This window comes from Arenibacter algicola (assembly GCF_018860365.1).
Taxonomy (GTDB): domain Bacteria; phylum Bacteroidota; class Bacteroidia; order Flavobacteriales; family Flavobacteriaceae; genus Arenibacter; species Arenibacter algicola_B.
This window is the reverse complement of sequence record NZ_JAHKPO010000028.1, coordinates 1-17,047: the sequence shown is the minus strand read 5'-3', so window position 1 is coordinate 17,047 and position 17,047 is coordinate 1. Positions and strand designations below refer to the sequence as shown.

The window sequence follows — 17,047 nt, the reverse complement described above, 5'->3', positions numbered from 1 at the left end:
ATCCTTAGGAATATGAACAAACTAAAAACCCTTGTTGTAGGTTGTGGAAATATGGGTATTTCCCATGCCAGAGCCTATCACCAACTCACTGAATTTGAAATTGTGGGACTGGTAAGCCGTAAACCGGAAAGTAGGGAAAAATTATCCAAAGAATTGGGAGGGTTGCCTACCTATGATAATTTTGATACCGCCTTGAAGAAATCCAAACCAGATGTAGTATCCATTAATACCTATCCAGATACCCATGCCGACTATGTTAGAAAAAGTCTTAATGCAGGAGCACATGTTTTCGTAGAAAAACCACTTGCCCTCACGGTAGAAGAGGCCGAGGAACTAGTGGCGTTGGCAAAGGAAAAGAACAGAAAAATGGTAGTAGGTTATATTCTTAGGGTACATCCGTCGTGGACCAAGTTTGTGGAGGTTGCCCGTACCCTTGGCAAGCCCTTGGTAATGCGCATGAACTTAAACCAACAAAGTTCTGGGGACAAATGGTATACCCATAAACAGTTAATGAATAGCATGTCGCCCATAGTGGATTGTGGCGTTCACTACGTGGATATTATGTGTTTAATGACTCAATCCATTCCAATTAGTGTCAGTGCCATTGGAGCTAATTTGAGTAAAGAAATTGATGCTAAAATGTACAACTACGGTCAATTACAAGTTCGTTTTAAAGACAGTTCCGTAGGATGGTATGAGGCCGGATGGGGACCTATGATGAGTGAAACAGCGGTGTTTATCAAAGACGTTATTGGCCCAAAAGGAGCTGTTTCGATTTCGGACAACCCCAAAGATAGTTCACAGGATATAGAGGGACATACAAAAACGGGCAGTCTACAACTTCATTACAGCGAATTAAACGAAGAAGGGGATTTTGTAAAAAAAAACGATTTTATTAGGACTGAAGATGAGCCGGATCATGACGGACTCTGTCTATTGGAACAGGAGTATTTGTTTAATGCCATTGTTAACGACCACGACCTTTCTTCCCATTTAACGGATGCCATTAATAGTCTAAAAATTGTATTGGCTGCCGACGAGTCGGTAAGAACTGGAAAAACTGTTATACTTTAATTTAATCTGTTAAAAAATTCCGATATTCTATATATACATAACAATTAGTTATATTTAATTCCGAAATAGTTTATAGAATCACGTGCCTATGGAAAGGCTTCGATCTATATAACCAACCAAAAAAAACGATTTTTAGAATGTCCTGCAAAGGGCTAAAGAATTTGTAAAATCATTATGAAGGAACAACTTATTATTGAAAAAATTGAACTTTTTAAAGTCCCACCAAGGTGGCTTTTTGTTAAAATAACCACCAAGGAAGGGATTATTGGTTGGGGTGAACCGGTTGTGGAAGGTAAGGCAGATACGGTGGCAGCCTGTGTAATGGAACTGCAACAGTATATCATTGGAAAGTCCGCCACAAATATTGAAGACATATGGCAAATACTCTATCGCGGAGGATTTTACCGTGGTGGTCCAATCCTAATGAGTGCCATTTCCGGTATAGACCAGGCACTATGGGATATAAAGGGGAAATTTCTTGGTGTTCCTGTTTATGACTTATTGGGTGGGGCGGTTCGACATAAAATGAAGATGTACTGCTGGATAGGAGGAGATCACCCGGAAGTATTATTGGAACAGGCGCACGAAAAGATAAAGGCCGGTTTCCAAGCTGTAAAAATGAACGCTACCGGAGGTATGGACTGGATTTCCACCTTGAAAGATGTGAAACAGGTAGCCAACAACATTAGATTATTAAGGGAGGAATTTGGAACCGATTTGGACATAGGACTGGATTTTCATGGCCGTGTACATAAAGGCATGGTAAAAAGACTTATAGATGAGCTTGCACCTTATGAACCCATGTTTATTGAAGAACCGGTACTTAGCGAAAATAATGATGCCTTAAAACATATTTACCCTTACACCAGCATCCCTATTGCCACAGGAGAGCGTATGTTTTCCCGTTGGGATTTTAAGAAAATTCTGGAAGAGGGTGTTGTAGACATTATTCAGCCAGATCTTAGTCACGCTGGAGGTATTTCCGAGGTAAGGCGTATTGCTACCTTGGCCGAGGCTTATGACGTAGCTTTGGCCCCCCATTGCCCATTGGGGCCTATATCCTTGGCTTCAGCATTACATGTCGACTTTGTTTCTGCCAATGCCGTTATCCAAGAAAACAGTATAGGCATCCATTATAATCAAGGATTTGATCTGTTGGACTATGTACTGAATCCAGAAATTTTCGATATCAAGGATGGTTATATAGAGTTATTTCAGAAACCAGGATTGGGTGTTGAAATGAATGAAGAAAAATTAAGGGAAGGCCAGAAAATTGGCCATAATTGGTCCAACCCTATATGGCGAGGAGCCGATGGAAACTTTACAGAATGGTAAAATAATAACCGAACAATACCAATAACCAACCAAAAAAAACCATGACTTACCTAATCGCCTTAGTTCTTTCCCTTGCCCTATTGATCATAGGCATCATCAAATTTAAAGTGCATCCCTTTTTTGTTCTCCTTTTCTCGGCCATCGCCTACGGCTTTATGACCGGGATGGATATAGAATCCATAATCAGTTCCATAAATAATGGATTTGGGGATATAATGGGTAAAATAGGACTTATAATCTTGTTTGGAGTTACAATAGGCAAGGTTCTGGAGAAATCTGGTGGTGCTTTTGTTATCGCCTCCAAAATTTTACAACTAATAGGTGCAAAATCCATCCACTTGGCCATGCTCCTTACAGGATATATACTTTCTATTCCCGTATTTGCAGATAGTGCACTTTTAATAATGAACCCGTTAAACAAGGTGCTCTCCTCCAAGGCAGGTGTTTCCTTTGCAGGTACCACTGCAGCACTGGCGTTGGGATTGACCGCATCGCATACCATGGTACCGCCTACCCCGGGACCTATTGCTGCTGCCGGTATTTTAGGAGCAGATTTGGGAAGTGTTATGATATGGGGCTTGCTTATAAGTAGCATTTCACTAATTGCCTGCTATTTCTTTGCCACCAAATTCGCATCCCGAATTCATGTTCCTATAATCCTCGAAGAAGTGACTACCAAACAGGAACAACCCGCCCTTTGGAAATCATTATTGGCCATTGTTATTCCCATTTTGCTGATTATTTTTAAATCGGTCATGGATTATCCTGAATTTACCTTTGAACCTTCCCTATTCAAGACGATCATATCATTTTTGGGCACGCCTGTAATTGCCCTTTTGGTTGGAGTTTTATTGTCCCTTGTTTTACCCAAAAAATTGGACGAAAAGATTTTCTCCTCCACAGGTTGGTTTGGGGAATCCTTAAGGGAGGCAGCCCCTATCATTTTTATTACCGGTGCAGGAGGCATTTTTGGAAAGATGTTGCAAAATTCAGGAATTGCCGATACCATTACCTCAGAGTTTACCGGTATGGAACTGGGTTTGTTCCTTCCTTTTTTATTAGCTGCCTGTCTTAAGACCACACAAGGTTCCTCCACAGTGGCCTTGGTAACCACCGCCTCCATAATAGCCCCATTAATGCCCGCTTTGGGTCTTAACGATCCCTTTATGGCTACTATGACCGTTTTGGCGATAGGTGCAGGAGCTTCTGTTGTATCGCACGTAAACGACAGTTTCTTTTGGGTACTTACCCAACTTACCGGCATGAACGTTAAACAAGGTTATCAGATCCAATCGGCAGGTACATTCGTCCTTGGAGGCACTGCCATGACCGTTATTACTATAATCGTTAAAATAATGCACTAAAATGAAAAAATTGGCATGTATTACCGTAGGTTCCATTCTACTCTTTGGGGCCTCCTGTAAAGAATCGAGTAAAAAAACGATACCCGACGAAGTTATTGCTTCTCCATTTTCCATTGACATTCTGGATGATGAAGCACTTCAAATAATTGATCCGAAATCTAAAATTGAAATTCTCGCCAGTGGCTTTGCCTGGACAGAGGGACCTTTGTGGATAAAAGACGGTAACTATCTGCTGTTCTCGGACATACCCAATAATAAGATATATAAGTTAGATCCCCAAAATAACGATACGGTCACCTACTTGCATCCCTCGGGGTTTTCAGGAACCGATTTTACTGGTGAAGAACCGGGCTCCAATGGTCTTTTGCTTAATAAAGATGGCGAGTTGGTGCTGATGCAACACGGGAACCGTCAAGTAGCTAAAATGAATGCACCCCTAAATTCCCCTTCATCTGAATTTACGACTCTGGTGGATTCCTATATGGGCAAGAAATTGAACAGCCCCAATGATGCCACATTCGATAATAACGGCAACCTCTATTTTACAGATCCACCCTATGGCCTACCAAAACGAATGGATGATGAAGGCAAGGAATTGGATTTCCAAGGAATTTATTGTCTAATGACTAGCGGGGAATTAATACTGCTCGACTCAATTTCCCGTCCTAACGGAATAGGAATATCCCCGGATGGTAATGTCCTTTATGTTGCAAATTCAGATCCTGAACATGCCGCTTGGTATCAATACAAGATTACGGAACCTGGGAAGGTAGCCGATAAAAAACTTTTTTATGAAGTAACGAATCTAATTGGAAATGAAGGTCAACAAGGCTTGCCCGACGGATTAAAAGTAAACAACAATGGAATCTTATTTGCCTCTGGACCCGGTGGGGTTTGGATCTTTAATCCCAAAGGGAAAGCTTTGGCCAGAATCCATACTGGACAGGCTACGGCCAATTGTGCTTTTGATACGGATCAGAAAAGGCTCTATATGACCGCAGATGACTTTATAATGGCTGTGGATCTCAAATAAGCCTAGGTCAGTCCTTAAAAACAGGGGTTTTAGCAAGCTCTATCAATCCGTCTTTTGGTTCCTTGAGATAACGATTGGAACGTAAATATCTATTTAGGTTGTACTCGTCAAAATTTGGCGCGTCTTTGTCCACACTGCTTATATGTACCCTTCCGGCAGAATGTATAAATTCATTGTTACCGATCCACATCCCTACATGGATTACGCGTTCCTTAGTGGTATCTGTTGCCGGTTTTCCAAAAAACAATAAATCTCCTAGCTCCAACTTATCAAAATCCTTAACCGCATCTATCTCCTTGCCCGTATGTATTTGCTGGGAAGCGTCCCTTGGTAAAACAATCCCATTTAAAAAATAAATGGTTTTGGTAAATCCACTACAGTCTACTCCTTTGGTAGAGGTACCACCCCATAAATATGGGACGCCCATTAAAGTTTTGGAAGTACTTACCAAGGATTCCTGACTAGGATCCAATGCCGCCAACCATGTGTCATAATCCATGGCTTCAGTTTTAAGGACATAAGCCTTTCTACCATCTGGGAAAACCACATAATAAAATTCCTTTTCATCACCTATCAGTTCCAAAACACCTCCGGCAACCATATCGGAAACGACCTGGGAATCCTTGTTAGGATCGTTATAAGAATGACCTATAGTATTGGTGTATATAACTTTTGGAGTGGATTTCCACTGTGTATATTTTTCAGTTGACAATGGCATTATTCCTCCCCTATCTACCCAGGACAAATACTTATCCGGAGTCTGAATCAAATACCAGTCATTCTCTTCCTTCAATACCTTTACAGGCGTTCCCAAAGTAGCCTGGGTAACCAACTCAGACGAATGTGCAGGCTTACCACGCAAATTGGCCACGGATATTGTAATAAGACCTTGGGTAAAACCATTTAAATTGGATGAAGGCAATAATTGAATGCTATCTAGATAGTCTATTTTTTGTTCCGCCAGCTTTTGCTTAAAGCTGGTAACAGCTTCCGGTAGGTTGGACTCTCCCCTAAGTATGGTTTCATTACCCTTTCTAACATATTCTATATTAAAAAGGGCTACCCTTTTGTCCGGGGCAAATTCCTGTTTTATGTCTTCCATCATCCTATTAATGGTAAGCTCATCCTTTTCAACCTTTTGTTCACAGGATATAAATAAAAAAACTCCTGTAATTAGTATAAAAATTATTTCTTTTCGGCAGCAATTCATTAAAAAATCTATGATGGTTAATACAAAATCTTATTTGAAACTTGGAAAATTATAAAAATTTAAGGAATGCGGGCAGCACAATTCCAATATTTAATATTATCACTTACTTTTTTGCCTGGTTTTTGGACATTTGTATCACCAAAAATTGAAAAACAATAAAATTATTTGCCGGAATTAGAAGCTTCAGAAAAAGATTGCTAAGAACAAAAAATATGATAAACCTTAGTCTTATCAATTGGTGGGCAGGTTTCACTTCCAAGATTATACAGCGGACAGTTACTAAAAAAATTAATTAGTGGACCCTATTAAAACAAATGTTCCAAATAACAATTAAAAAATCCAAGGTTAATTGTAATTGTCTTGATCCAAAATAGATTAGTTCCCTTAATGTCCATTAATTTGTTAAAATGCACTTAAATAACTGTTAATCAGCGTATTTATTTGCTTTTTATCGATTTTTTTTATACATTACAATTATGATAAAAATTGAAAAATCAGCAAACGAGGAGTTCATAAAGAAGTCCATTTCCCACTTGGAAGCGCACGGTTTTGAAAAAATCAAGGCGGATATTGAAGGTTATGATTGTCCAAAATCCTATTTAAAAAGAGGTAGCGACACCAAAATTACCCCTGATATTGTGGCTATAAAGAATGGCAAAAAATACTATTTCGAGATTAGTTTAAAATCCGATAGGCCATTATTATTGAAATCCAAATGGTTGTTTTTGGATACTCTAAGCCGAATGAATTCCAATCGTTTTAAAATTATCACCACTAAAGGACACTATAAATTTACCGACAATATGTTGGAGGATATCAATTTAAGTGATAAAACACCTATTAAAATATAAATTGGAATATTAATATCATATACATTGAGAGCTGTAAAGTACAGCTCTTTTTTTATGAAATTAATTTCGGAATATAAAGGCTAATCCTTGATCATACCAACATGGGGAATACCATCCTCCAAATACTCCTCACCAACAATCTTAAACCCAAGGGAGGTATAGAACTTGGTCAAATATTTCTGGGCAGAAATATGTATAGCGGTAGGACCAAATTTCTTGTGTATAGTTTCAATGGAAGCCTTCATTATTTCCAATCCATATCCATACTGACGTTCGGATTTCCGTACCACTACCCTACCAATACTTGCTTCCTTAAAATAGTCTCCTTTTTTAAATACTCTGGTATAGGCTACAATTTTTGTGTCCTTATACCCAATTATATGAAGGGCAAGCTGATCTTTATAGTCCATATCCTGGTAAACACAATCTTGTTCCACTACAAATACTTCGCTACGCAATTGTAAAACATCATATAACTCCTCTAAATCAAGTTCTTGGAATTTTTTTATTTCAATTCTCATACTTTATATATCTATAATAATATAAGTAGTCTTTAATTTTACAAAATCCAATAGATTATTTACCAGGGGAATTTAAGTAATACAGCCACATTATTGGGCAAAGAATGTTATATAATACTCCCTTTAACTATTGGTTTATTAATAATTATTTTACTTACAGGGAATTTTCTCTATTCTTCTTTCATGACGACCACCTTCAAAGGAAGTATTCAAAAATGTTTTCACCATTTCCAATGCCTGAGGCAAAGAAATAAATCTGGCCGGCAAACTTAATATATTGGCATCATTGTGCTCCTTGGCCAATTGTACAATTTCAGTTGTCCAACACAGGGCGGCCCTTATTTTTTGATGTTTGTTGGCCGTCATTGAAACACCATTGCCACTGCCACAAATAATAATACCCAAATCTGCATTTCCTTCCTCCACTTCAGTGGCTACAGGATGTACAAAATCTGCATAATCAACACTGTCAGACCCGTCGGTACCATGATTTATTACTTCTATACCCATAGATTTCAACAATCCAATTATGGCAAGTTTATATTCTGTACCTGCATGATCATTACCAATAGCTATTTTCATTGTTTATGGATGGTTATTAATGAATGAAGTAAAATAAAAATTATACAAAACAAGTAGTTCTATTCACACAAATGTACAAATACCTATGGTTTCACCACAGAAATGGGGTTATTAACAACATAAATTTTAAAAAAACTCAAAAGCATTGTTATTTAGTCGTTTACTAATAATGACACATTGTTAACAAACTACTTATAAAAAGTAAATATTAAATTTTTATTATCCGCCTTAATTTTGCTTTACAAAATGTTATCGTAAAAGAATAATTTACTTCTTAGATTCTTGTAGAAAGATATTAAATAATTAAAAGAAGTAATTAACACTCACGTAACATTAACTTTTCAATATTTTTATGTTCATATGGGTTGTCAACAAATATTAATAACCCATTTAAAAGCTTGATTTATAATCTTTACTCTCTGTATAAATTGTCAATAAACTTATTTATTGGTTTAAAGCAAGTTTAAAGGTAAATTTTTATATCCACTATAAACAAGCCATCATAATCACCATTTTATTTTAAATTTTAGAAAAAAGAAAATATATATATAATATAAATGTTGATAACAATATTTATTAAAGAAGAAGGAAACTTAAAATTGGAATCCAAGGACAATGGATTATAATTCGTAATTTTCCAAAAATAAAAGTGTTAATGTCAAAGAATAACAAGAGAAACAAAAATCAAAGAAAAAACGAAATAACCAGAGGTATTTTTACGGTTCTTGAAAAGGAGCCGGAAAAATCTTTTAATTATAAGCAAATTGCTGCTAAAATTGGAGTTGTAGAGGCTAATGATAGAAATACTCTAATTAAAAGGTTGGTAGAATTAAAGGAAAAGAAAAGAATATTGGAAGAAGGAAGAGGTTCATACAAAGCTGTAGCTTCCAATAAGACTTACCATACTGGAACCGTTGATATTACAGGAAGAGGAAATGCATACATTGTAGTTGAAGGTTTGGATGATGATGTTTTTGTTCCGTTCAATAAATTAAAAAAAGCTTTTCACAGAGATGTTGTAGAGGTATATATTTTTCCTAGAAGAAAGGGAAAAAAATTGGAAGGAGAAATTACAAAAGTCGTTTCCAGGGATAAGACTTCCTTTGTGGGTATCGTAGATATGCAAAAGGATTTTGCTTTTGTGCGGCCTACGGATTATAGAATGTATACGGATATTTTTGTGCCAAAGAATAAGTTTTCTACTGCAGAAGATGGCGATAAGGTAATTGTAGAAATAAATGAATGGCCGGATAATGCGGATTCTCCTTTTGGAACGATTACCCAAGTATTGGGGAAACCAGGGGAACATAATACCGAAATACATTCCATTTTAGCCCAATATGGTTTGCCTTATGAATTTCCAGTGGAGGTGGATATGTTTGCCAATACATTGGATACAAGTATAAAAGAAGAGGAAATAGCTAAAAGAAGGGATCTAAGGGAAACTTTGACTTTTACTATTGATCCCAAGGATGCCAAGGATTTTGATGATGCCCTTTCCTTTAAAATATTGGAAAATGGCAATTATGAAATTGGAATCCATATTGCCGATGTGTCCCATTATTTAACACCTGATACCATCTTGGATGATGAAGCCTATGATAGGGCAACTTCTGTATATTTGGTAGATAGGGTTGTACCTATGTTACCAGAGGTATTATCCAATAATGCCTGTTCCCTTCGTCCTAATGAGGAGAAATATACTTTTTCTGCCATTTTTGAAATTGATGGTAAAGCCGTTATAAAAAATGAATGGTTTGGCCGTACGGTAATTAATTCCGATCAAAGATTTGCCTATGAAGAGGCACAACATATTATAGAGACCGGGCAGGGATCTATTCCTTCGGAAATATCCATAAGGGAAGATGCTTATAGCGTTGGTGATGAGGTTGTTGATGCTACCTTGACCATGGACCGTCTTGCCAAAATCATGAGGGATAATCGTATGCAGCAAGGAGCTATCTCTTTCGATAAAATTGAGGTACGTTTTAATCTCAACGAAAAAATGGAACCCGAAGGAGTTTATTTTAAGGAATCTAAGGATGCCAATAAGCTTATAGAGGAATTTATGTTATTGGCCAATAGACGGGTAGCACAGTATATTGGAAAGCAAAAACCTGTTAAAACCTTTGTTTATAGGGTACATGATGAACCCAATGAAGATAAATTAATGGCTCTTAACGGTATAATATCACGTTTTGGTCATAAGCTCGACTTTAAGGATAAAAAATCTATAAGTAATTCCTTGAACCAACTATTGGAAGATGTAAAAGGGAAGAAAGAACAGAACCTAGTGGATACTTTGGCTATACGTAGTATGAGCAAGGCAATTTACACAGTTGAAAATATTGGTCATTATGGTTTGGCCTTTGATTATTATACGCATTTTACTTCGCCAATTAGAAGGTATCCGGATGTAATGGTGCACCGATTATTACAGCATTATTTGGATGGGGGGGAGACTCCAAAGGCAGAACCCTATGAAATAAAATGTAAGCATTCTTCGGATATGGAGAGTTTGGCTGCAAATGCTGAGCGCGATTCCATAAAATATATGCAGATTAAATTTATGGAAGATCACCAGGATAGGGAGTTTGTAGGTGTAATTTCTGGGGTTACCGAATGGGGACTTTATGTAGAGATCATTGAGAATAAGTGCGAAGGAATGGTGAGAATTAGGGATATAAAGGATGATTATTATACCTTTGATGAAAAGGAGTACGCTATAGTTGGTGAAAAAACCAAGAAAACCTATCAATTGGGTGATGAAGTTGTTGTGATGGTTAAGAGTACAGATTTAATAAAGCGCCATTTGGATTTTTCCTTAATCGGAAAAAACGCCTAAATTTTTGTTTTGGAACGGAATTTGTTTAACTATACTGGGTAACTAGATAAGTTAAGTTAAAAGAAAGGTTGCCATTGCATAAATATGTGTCACGGAATTGTTCCGGAAAATATGTTTATTGGTTAATAATAATTAGCCAATAAACTATAGCTCTAAGATAATGGATCAAAAATTAATAGTAATACTTTTGTTACTGGTTGCTACCCAATCACTAAGGTCGCAAAACGAAAAGGTAACTCAGAATTTACAACCGTTCAAAGAAGTTAAGGCTTTTGATGGATTGTCCGTGAACCTTATAAAATCTGATGTTAATAAGGCCGTAATTACTGGTGCCAATACTAACAATGTTGCTATTGTAAACAATGATGGCATTCTTAAGATTAGAATGGAAGTGACTAAACTATTCAGTGGCTATAGAACTTTTGTAGATGTCCATTACACTGAAAAACTTGTTGTTATTGATACTAACGAGGATGCCAGGATTTCGTCCAAAGAACCTATAAAGCAGGACATTTTGGAATTGAAGGCTCAGGAAGGTGGAGAGTTGATAATCAGTGCACAAGTAGATCAAATGCTGATAAAAAGTGTAACTGGAGGTATTATTTCAGCTTCCGGTTCTTCCAACATTCAAGACGTTCAAATAAATACAGGAGGTATTTACAAGGGTAAGGATTTCAAAACGAAGTTTAGTACTATTAATGTAAATGCGGGTTCTAGGGCGGAAGTTTTTGCAAGCGATTATGTAAAGGCGGCAGTAAAGGCCGGTGGAGAGGTTATGGTATATGGCAATCCTACCAAAATGGAAGAAAAAACGGTTTTTGGAGGAAAGATTACCAGAATGTAAGTAATAAAATTTTATGATAGAGGATATTCAGGCGGCAATTCCATTGGGCTTTTTATTGAGCTTTATGATTGGGCCTGTTTTTTTTGTTCTTTTGGAAACTAGTGCAATTAAAGGGTTTAGAGCTGCACTTTGTTTTGATGTTGGTGTAATTGTTGCCGATGTTGTTTTTATTTCCTTAGCCTATTTCAGTAGTTTTCAATTGTTGGAAAATCTTAGTAATCATCCTGGTCTCTATGTTTTTGGAGGGACCATTTTATTGGTTTATGGGCTTACCAATGTCTTTAAGAAAGAGTCCGTTAAACAAGAAAATAAAATAAGGATTACCAAGGGAGATTATTTTAGCTTGTGCATCAAGGGATTCTTGCTGAATTTTATAAATATTGGTGTTTTGGTATTCTGGTTGGGTATTATTATTGTCGTAGGACCTAGCTTGGATAATGATCCAAATAGAATAATACTTTTCTTCTCGGCTATGGTCGGGGCCTATTTTGTTACAGATATCTTTAAAATATTATTGGCCAAACAATTGCGCAAAAAGTTGACCAAAAGAAGAATTCTTTTGGTTAAAAAAGTCATTGGAATAATACTTGTTATTTGTGGAATTGTTCTGATAATAAAAGGTTTTCTCCCTAAAGATCAATTGAATATAGAAAAGGGAATAGAACTTATTAAATAGAATAAGCTGTAATAGAAAGGTAAGTAACATAAAAAAACCTTCATCTGTTAAGATGAAGGTTTTGGAGGCATCGAGCGGATTCGAACCGCTGTACAAGCTTTTGCAGAGCTCTGCCTAGCCACTCGGCCACAATGCCTTTTTGCAGTGCAAAGGTAATACTTTTTTTATGTTTCAAAAACTAAAAGCTTTATCTTTTGGATTTGAGTATTATGGTCACTTCTTGGACATCCCCACCAATAGGGGGGTTGATTTTTGAGACCGCAACTTTTACTTTTTTTGCTATGGGTATTTCGGCAAATATTCTATCTAGAATGCGTTTTGCAACATGTTCCAATAGTTTGGAAGGAATAGCCATTTCTTCCTTTACAATATAATTTATATGAACGTAATCAACCGTTTCCGAAAGTTCATCGGTTTGTGATGCTTTTTTTAAATCGGCATCTACTTCAACATTTACTAGGTAATCGCTTCCAATAAGGGTCTCCTCCTTAAGACAACCATGATTGGCATAAACTTTAATATTGCTTACCCTTATTTTCCCCAACACATTAATAATTTGTACAAAATTAAATCAATCCAAGCTTAAAAGAATACATTTTACAAATAATTTAGATTCCCATTTATATATACCAAGGACAATGGGTTAATAGGTACATCTACAATTACTGATACCCTGGAATAGGTCTACGCCAATAGTTACCACGTGGGTACCTGTACTATAGCCTAATATTTCGTTAAGAATGATCTGATAGGAATATCCGAAATAGAAATTACTTTTTTTAAGTCCGGCCAAAGGAGCTATGTATAGTGGCCGTCCAATTTGATCATTTAAAAAACGGTAGGTAACACCTGCATAATAGTAATCTTCAAAATCATACCATCTAAATTTTAGGTTTAAATCCGCTTCTGACCTACCATCACTTTCAAATATTTTGTACAAAAGGGAGGGTTCTATTTCCATATTACTGTTTCTGGATTTTTTATATCGGTATCCAGTATAGGCATAGAAGTTTCTAAGTTTGTTGGGTTCATAGATGGGATCGAAAATATATACATCCTTGTTGATGACGTTGGAGGCGTTTACACTGAAATAAAAGGAATTTTTTCGGTACAAAAGACCTACATCAAAGTTGTGGTTGGATGTGGATCTATCATCAGTTACCCCTGGATCGAAACCGGCATCTATAAATTCTTCTACATCCAATCTAAATTGATTAAAATTATAGGAGATACCGAAGGATAAAAATTCGTCCTCATAGCGGTCTAAAGTTAAATGGTGGGCAAAGGATATACGTGCACCTTGTTGTTTAGTATAGCCATTGGAATCGTTGTATAGAAATAATCCTATTCCCGATTTTTCCCCTAACCTCATATCGGCAGCCAAGGACTGGGTCCTGGGTGCATCCTTGATTCCAACCCATTGCGCAAGTCCGTTCAACCTAATTTTTACATGGTCACCAATACCCGCATATGTTGGGGATAGTACAAAAGGATTGTCTGCCAAATATTGTGAAAGCTGGGGTGAATTAAGTTCTTGGGCACTAGTGATCAAGGTACTTAAAAGCAACACAAAAGTTAATAGTTTACTGCGCATTGTATTTATGGTTAAGTTTTTTATCTATATAATGTAAAATGTCCTACAAATTCCCTATCATCTTCTTCTCCTTTGAGTTTAATGACATACCAGTAATCTCCGGTTGGAAGTTCGGTGTTATGGTATAGTCCATCCCATCCTTGGTCATTGAGACCCATTCTGTAAACCTCCCTACCATAACGGTCAAATATTATGGTTAGTATCTTTGGGAATCCTTCTTGATTTCTAGGTCTCCAGAAATCATTTTGTCCATCACCGTCAGGGGTAAAGAAATTTGGGATTTCTATATCAATGAACTCCATAAAGATTTCCGCAATGGCTTCACATCCGTTCTCATCTACAACCCTAACGATATGGGTTTTTGTTTCTGTTATATAATGGGTATTATCCGTACCATTATCCTTGTCGTTAAAATAGAAAGTGTATTCTTGTTGTCCACCTGTGGCAACAGCCGAAATTTCATTGATGTTCCCTGGTGCCAAGGTAAGAACCAAGGGTTCAAAGTTCTCTATTTCAAAATCTATGGTCAATACACAACCATTGGCATGGGCAATGGCAATATAGTGGGCTCCAGGAGCAATATTGGCAAAATTGGGCTCCAAGACCATGTCATTTGGATCGGTGGAGTCCAGGGCATACATTACATCCGGGCCAACAGTTGGATCTTCCAATACCAGATCAATTGAATTGTTAGGGATGTTGCCCGTACATTCATAGATTGGGGTAGCTGTTGCATTTAAGTTTACTCCTGGATCAATGGTTACAGCCAAGTTGATCATACAACCCTGTGCATCCTTTACGAATACTGCATAAGTTCCAGCAGCCAGATTGGTGAACATGGTTCTGTCCAGGACAAAATCGCTATCTGCAGTAGAGTTTATACTAGTACTATAGGGTGCAGTTCCTCCGGAAATGGTCAAGGAAATGGTTCCATCCTCACTACCAATACATATTTCCGGTGTGGTAGTAGGTACTGCAGTTATAATTGCCGGTTCTGTTATGGTATATCTCAATTGTTCAAAACATCCATTTATATCCTGTGCAATTACAGTATAGTTACCGGGAGCTAGATCGGTGAATGTATTTACCGTATCAAATTTGTCCAAGTTAGGTGAAATGGAATATTGATATCCACCGGAACCACCACTCAAGGAAACGGTTATACTACCATCATTGGCACCATTACAGGTGACGTTCATAAAGGAATCGTCCACCACCAACGGGGTTGGTTCCGTTATTCTGTTTTCGTTGGATACCACTACACAATCATCACTTGTTACCCTGACCCAGTAACTGCCAACTGTAAGGTTGCTGAATTCGCGGTTTGTTTGGGGTCCTGCAATACTATTGGTCAAGGAGGCATCGGTAAACAATTCATAACGGTAATTACCCAATCCTCCATCTGCCTTGGCAATCAATATGGCGGTATTATCACCGTTACAGTTAATAACTGCCGCAGAAGTATCCATGGTTACCGTTAATGGCTCAATGGCATCTTCTTTGATTTGATTGGACAAAATGGAATTACATCCAAATGAATCCCTAACATAGTATCTATACGTTCCTGCAGGCACTGTGAAAGTATGTGTGTTACCACCGCTCATTGGGAAATAATTAATATCGTCCAAACTATATTCATAAGGACCTGTTCCACCATGGGCTGTTAACAACAATTCTGCGTCGTTTAAGCAAGTTAATGGACTTGTCCTTATCAAAGAGGCAAAAACTTCCGTAGGATCTATTATAGTGGCCTGTACGGTTTCAACATCACATCCCCAACCATCAGATACAGTAATGGTATAGATACCGGACTTCAGGTTGTTGAATATTGGACTAACTTGTCCACCAGAAGTATATACAATATTGCTGCCTGTTGAATCATAAACATTTAATTGATATTGGTATATACCTTCTCCCCCAGCCATATTTATAGCGGTCAATGCACCATCACTATCTCCGTAGCAATCCAATGTTGTGGATAAAGGAGTGATATCTGCAGTAATCGGGGCTGGTTGCACCAAAGTTTCGGTATCGTTTAGGATACAGCCATTGGCATCCGTAATCTGAATGGTGTAGTTCCCCGCTGAGAGTTCGATGAATACTATTACGTTAACGTCGGTGGCATTGTATACCTCTGCGGTTGTGGTATTGGTCAGTACAATATCATAAGGACCATAACCTCCACTTGGGTCTACTATTATTTCACCTTGGTCATTGGAGCAGGTAACATTGGCAATTGGATCAACAATTGCAGTCAGTGCCCTATCAGGAGAAATTATTTTTACTGTATTGGAATTCTCAAAACACAATGGAACATTGGTCTCGGTAACCCTTACATAATAGTTTCCTCCTGTTAGTCCATTAATGGTCAATGGATTAGTGGATGTGTTGGCCGATCCCGTAATTGTGGTGGCTACACCTGCACTGGTATATACGGTATAGTTATAAGGGCCGGAATAGCCGCTTACATTTATTTGCAAGGCACCATTATTATCTCCAAAACAGGTTACAGGCGTAATTGCTGTAGCGCTTACCTTGATCAAATCATAAGGTGCAATATTATAGGCAGCAGTATCCACATAACATCCGGTTGTGGTATCGGTAATCCTAAAGGTATAACTTCCCACAGCGGTTAAATTAAAGGTGGCACTGTTATAAGTTGGATTTCCTGTTAGTGTGGCATTGGTATTGCCAACAGGTAACAACTGATAGGTATAAACATTGGCCGCATTGCCATTGTCGTTTACAGTTATTGTTACTTCTTCAGGTCCTGCACAAGATATGGCCGCATCCTGGGCCAATGTAGCAGTAAATTTGTTAAGGGCGCTGATGTTGACGGTGGTAACATCTGTACATCCGTTATCATCCTTTATAGTAACCGTTATCATCCTATCAGATCCGTTATTGGTTATGTTAAAGGTATTTGAGCTAAAGAAGTTCACTCCGTTGATGCTATAAGTATATGGAGCTGTCCCTCCCGCTCCCACTGCGGTTATCACGGCCTGAGATGCTTGGTTATTGACATTACAAGCAAAACTTGTAGCAGTTGCGCTTACATCTACTAGTGTAGGTTCGTCAATAGTTATACTACGAGTATCAAAGCATCCCCTGTCCGAGG

Annotated in this window: 14 protein-coding genes and 1 tRNA gene; 8 read left to right on the top strand and 7 right to left on the bottom strand. The window is 37.6% G+C overall.

Annotation, left to right across the window (positions count from 1 at the left end; translation table 11 throughout):
* Nucleotides 1–12: 12 nt before the first annotated feature.
* From KO529_RS21775 to KO529_RS21760, 4 genes are all read left to right on the top strand, one after another.
* Complete coding sequence (locus tag KO529_RS21775) at nt 13–1,074, top strand: Gfo/Idh/MocA family protein (RefSeq protein WP_215949971.1); 1,062 nt, start codon at nt 13–15, stop codon at nt 1,072–1,074.
* A 174-nt stretch (nt 1,075–1,248) separates the two neighbouring features.
* Nucleotides 1,249–2,409: a galactonate dehydratase gene (dgoD, locus tag KO529_RS21770; RefSeq protein WP_215949970.1), complete on the top strand. Its 1,161-nt coding sequence runs from the start codon at nt 1,249–1,251 to the stop codon at nt 2,407–2,409.
* A 41-nt stretch (nt 2,410–2,450) separates the two neighbouring features.
* The gene (locus KO529_RS21765; protein WP_215949969.1) at nt 2,451–3,773 is read left to right on the top strand and encodes a GntP family permease; all 1,323 of its coding nucleotides are present in this window, start codon (nt 2,451–2,453) and stop codon (nt 3,771–3,773) included.
* Nucleotide 3,774: 1 nt separating this feature from the next.
* Nucleotides 3,775–4,806, top strand: coding sequence for an SMP-30/gluconolactonase/LRE family protein (locus KO529_RS21760; RefSeq protein WP_215949968.1), 1,032 nt, complete (start codon nt 3,775–3,777; stop codon nt 4,804–4,806).
* Nucleotides 4,807–4,813: 7 nt separating this feature from the next.
* On the opposite strand, the gene KO529_RS21755 is transcribed toward KO529_RS21760, so the two are convergent.
* Nucleotides 4,814–5,911, bottom strand: coding sequence for an SH3 domain-containing C40 family peptidase (locus tag KO529_RS21755; protein ID WP_252734515.1), 1,098 nt, complete (start codon nt 5,909–5,911; stop codon nt 4,814–4,816).
* Between the two features lie 581 nt (nt 5,912–6,492).
* Between KO529_RS21755 and KO529_RS21750 the strand changes: the two genes are divergently transcribed.
* The gene (locus tag KO529_RS21750) at nt 6,493–6,867 is read left to right on the top strand and encodes a hypothetical protein (RefSeq protein WP_215949966.1); all 375 of its coding nucleotides are present in this window, start codon (nt 6,493–6,495) and stop codon (nt 6,865–6,867) included.
* Nucleotides 6,868–6,947: 80 nt separating this feature from the next.
* On the opposite strand, the gene KO529_RS21745 is transcribed toward KO529_RS21750, so the two are convergent.
* Both KO529_RS21745 and rpiB read right to left on the bottom strand, forming a co-directional pair.
* Entirely contained in the window at nt 6,948–7,388 is a 441-nt protein-coding gene (locus KO529_RS21745; RefSeq protein WP_215949965.1) for a GNAT family N-acetyltransferase, read from the bottom strand.
* 150 nt (nt 7,389–7,538) lie between these two features.
* Nucleotides 7,539–7,970, bottom strand: a complete 432-nt coding sequence (gene rpiB, locus KO529_RS21740; protein ID WP_215949964.1) for a ribose 5-phosphate isomerase B — start codon at nt 7,968–7,970, stop codon at nt 7,539–7,541.
* 655 nt (nt 7,971–8,625) lie between these two features.
* Here rpiB and rnr point away from each other — a divergent pair.
* The 3 genes from rnr (at nt 8,626) to KO529_RS21725 (ending at nt 12,335) form a co-directional block, all read left to right on the top strand.
* Nucleotides 8,626–10,815, top strand: coding sequence for a ribonuclease R (gene rnr, locus KO529_RS21735; protein WP_215949963.1), 2,190 nt, complete (start codon nt 8,626–8,628; stop codon nt 10,813–10,815).
* A gap of 160 nt (nt 10,816–10,975) precedes the next feature.
* Nucleotides 10,976–11,659, top strand: a complete 684-nt coding sequence (locus KO529_RS21730) for a head GIN domain-containing protein (RefSeq protein ID WP_215949962.1) — start codon at nt 10,976–10,978, stop codon at nt 11,657–11,659.
* A 13-nt stretch (nt 11,660–11,672) separates the two neighbouring features.
* On the top strand, nt 11,673–12,335 hold the full coding sequence (locus KO529_RS21725; protein WP_215949961.1) for a LysE family translocator: 663 nt from the start codon (nt 11,673–11,675) through the stop codon (nt 12,333–12,335).
* A gap of 62 nt (nt 12,336–12,397) precedes the next feature.
* Here KO529_RS21725 and KO529_RS21720 read toward each other — a convergent pair.
* The 4 genes from KO529_RS21720 to KO529_RS21705 form a co-directional block, all read right to left on the bottom strand.
* Nucleotides 12,398–12,471 (bottom strand) — tRNA-Cys (locus tag KO529_RS21720).
* Between the two features lie 51 nt (nt 12,472–12,522).
* The gene (folB, locus tag KO529_RS21715) at nt 12,523–12,879 is read right to left on the bottom strand and encodes a dihydroneopterin aldolase (RefSeq protein WP_215949992.1); all 357 of its coding nucleotides are present in this window, start codon (nt 12,877–12,879) and stop codon (nt 12,523–12,525) included.
* 99 nt (nt 12,880–12,978) lie between these two features.
* On the bottom strand, nt 12,979–13,929 hold the full coding sequence (locus KO529_RS21710; RefSeq protein WP_215949960.1) for a PorP/SprF family type IX secretion system membrane protein: 951 nt from the start codon (nt 13,927–13,929) through the stop codon (nt 12,979–12,981).
* Nucleotides 13,930–13,949: 20 nt separating this feature from the next.
* Nucleotides 13,950–17,047, bottom strand: a 3,098-nt coding sequence (locus tag KO529_RS21705; protein ID WP_215949959.1) for a T9SS type B sorting domain-containing protein, incomplete at its 5' end; no start/stop codon positions are given.